The organism is Halomonas sp. TH-94 (assembly GCF_057473365.1).
This window is the reverse complement of the sequence record NZ_JBYCKL010000104.1, coordinates 1-2,602: the sequence shown is the minus strand read 5'-3', so window position 1 is coordinate 2,602 and position 2,602 is coordinate 1. Positions and strand designations below refer to the sequence as shown.

The 2,602-nt window shown below is 63.9% G+C and carries 2 protein-coding genes; both read right to left on the bottom strand.

Annotated elements, in window-relative coordinates; all coding sequences use genetic code 11:
- Positions 1-1,689, bottom strand: a 1,689-nt coding sequence (locus AC2VNO_RS17495; protein ID WP_486935322.1) for a hypothetical protein, incomplete at its 3' end; no start/stop codon positions are given.
- A partial coding sequence (locus AC2VNO_RS17490) for a cyclic di-GMP-binding domain-containing protein, MshE-related (protein ID WP_486935321.1) occupies positions 1,686-2,602 on the bottom strand: 917 nt, incomplete at its 5' end. The genes AC2VNO_RS17490 and AC2VNO_RS17495, both read right to left, overlap by 4 nt.

The window sequence follows — 2,602 nt, the reverse complement described above, 5'->3', positions numbered from 1 at the left end:
CCATAGCGAATAGGCCGCCGGGGCGTCGCCGGCAGCCTGCAGGGCGTAGGCAAGCGGCAGCTGGCTCTGTGAATCGCCCATGGCGAGCGCCTGGCGGTAGTGCACCACCGCTTCTCCGGGTCTTTCTGGCATGGCACAGGTGCCCAGAGCGTGCCATTCGCCGGCTTGGGAAGGTGTTGCGCCAATGCTATGTGAAACGACGTCGCACATGTCCTCGCTTGCCAGCCGCACCAGCAGTAGACGGCGCGGTTCTTCTGCGAGCAGCGGCAGCAGGGCCGCGGCGCGTTGGGGTGGCATCGGGTGGTCGGGGCTGGCATAGAGCGATGCAAGACGCGTCAGGATACGCCGCGGCAGGCTGCTACCGTAGCGGTCGAAGGCCGGCTCAAGCAGTGCCAGGGCACGTTCGGGCTGGCCAAGTTCGAGATATAGATAGCTGGCTTGATCGAGCGCTACCGGGTCGTCATCGAGGCGGTGCAAACGCTCCCACATGTTGGCTGCCTGCGCCGTTTCACCCGCCTGTTGGTACAGTTCGGCGCGCTGCCGGAGAGTGAAGGGCGACTCAGGCTGCGCGGCAAGCCAATCGCGTGCACGACGGGTATCGCCACTTTCTTGCCAAAGCTCTACCAACAGTGCCTGGCGCTGGTTCTCATGGGAACCTTCGAGCGTATGCTGCTCGAGCACATCGAAGGCTCCCAACTGCTGCGCGAGTACCAGCCACTGCCCTGGATCCTCGCCGGGAAGGCAGGAGGCGAGTTCCTGGCGAGCCCGAGATTCGGCATGATCGGCTAGCCACTGGGTGCGGTCGAGACAGCTTACCCCAGAGTCGCGACCCAGGGCGGTAAAGAGTTCGAGATCGCGGGTCTCGCGGGCCAGCTCGATCAGGCTCATCTGCTGCTCTCGTGTCAGGCTCTGCATGGTGGCGAGCTCCAGCAGCCACTGCTTGGCCTGCTCATGGTCCTCACTGGCAACGGCACGTTGGCTGGCAACGCTACGCATCTCGCGGCCGCGCTCGGGGTCCGGTGCTTGAGCCAACAGGGCGTCGGCGGCGTCCAGGTTGTCGGCGTGCAGATGGGCGATCATCAAGCGCTGCCAGTCGTCGTCGCTCAGTTGGTTGCGGTCGGCCAGGGGGGCCAGCTCCCGTTCCACTTGGGGCCAGTCTTGAAGCTGTTCGGCCAAACCGGCGCGCCAGCGTCGCAATGGCGTTTCGTCCCCGTTCGGTTCGAGCCCACCGAGCCAGGTCAGCGCCTCAGAGGTGCCTGCGCGCTGTTCCAGCGACTGAGCGTAGGCCAGCCACAACCGTTCGCGCGTTTCGTCGTGGGTTTCTTCCAGCCATGTCCGGACACGCTCGCGGTTGGGCGGGTCCTGCTCGATCCAGGTCAAGCGCAGCTCCAGTAGCGTCGCTCCTTCGGCCTCGCCTAGCCTAAGCGCCTCCTGTTCGGCGGCTTCGAAACGTTGCTGCTGCGCCAGTGCCTGGACCAGCAGTCGCTGGGCCTCCTGGTGCTGCGGCACACGTTCCAGCAGGTGGCGCATGGTGCGTTCCACCTCGGGCCAGTCGTTGCGTTCGGCCTCGCGATAGCCACGGTCGAGATAGGGGTAGCTGCGAAAGGCGTCGAAATCGCCGAGATCATCGGCGTTTACAGCGGACAGGCTGGGTAGCACCAGCAGCCCTAACATCAGCGGATATTTCATGTTTCACCTTGCTGGCGCAGCACGTTCATGGCGGCAGCCTGTTCTTTAGCCTGCTCTTCGATGGCCTGCTTCAGCGTGGCCTCGCTGATGAGTCCCCTCTGCAGCAGATGCTGGCCGAGCGAGCTGGCTTCGGGGTCGAAGTCGATCAGCGCCTGATTCATCATCTGGACGGGGAGATGGCCACGCTCCTGGATCAACTCACCGAGCAGCAGCTGATGACGGCAATAGGCCTCCATCAGGGCGTCATCCTCGTCCTGCGGGATCGGGTTCGTAGCCCGCGAGCTCAATGCCGGAGGCATCTCTTCCTTCAGGTACCAGTAGCGCAGCCCTACCGTCACGCGTCCCTGGGGCACGATCCGATAACCGATGTCGCGCCGAGTCTGTCGACGGAGTGCGCCCAACACTACGGGGCTGAGCGGGTCTTCGCTGGCGAGTATCAATACGCCGTTCTCTTCTGCGATGGGCAACACCGCATAACGTAGAGCTAGCCTTGCTGGTAACGATTCGACCACCTCGCGCTTCAGCGTGAACGGATCCATCTCCTGCCAGCGCTGACCCGATTGCTCAGCGAGCGCTTCCGCCAGCTGTCGGCTGGTGACATGACCACGACGCAGCAACTCGCGACCCAGGCGCCGCTGGCGCGGGCTGGCCAGCACGTCATTCAGCGTCGCTTGGTCGATGAAGCCCTTCGCGATCAGAATGCCCCCGACGGGGTTGCGCCGAGCTTCACTCAACACGGGAAACTCATGCGTGGTCTTGTCCCAGGCCAGGCGTCGTTCCTTGCCGGAGGCGAAGTAGATGCGAAAGGCGCGCAGGTTGGCCAGGAAGTTGATCAGGTTGCTCCACATCATGCGTGGCATCGAGAGCAGGCCTTGAACGAAGCCGTAGTAGACGGTGACGAAATAGCCGCGTT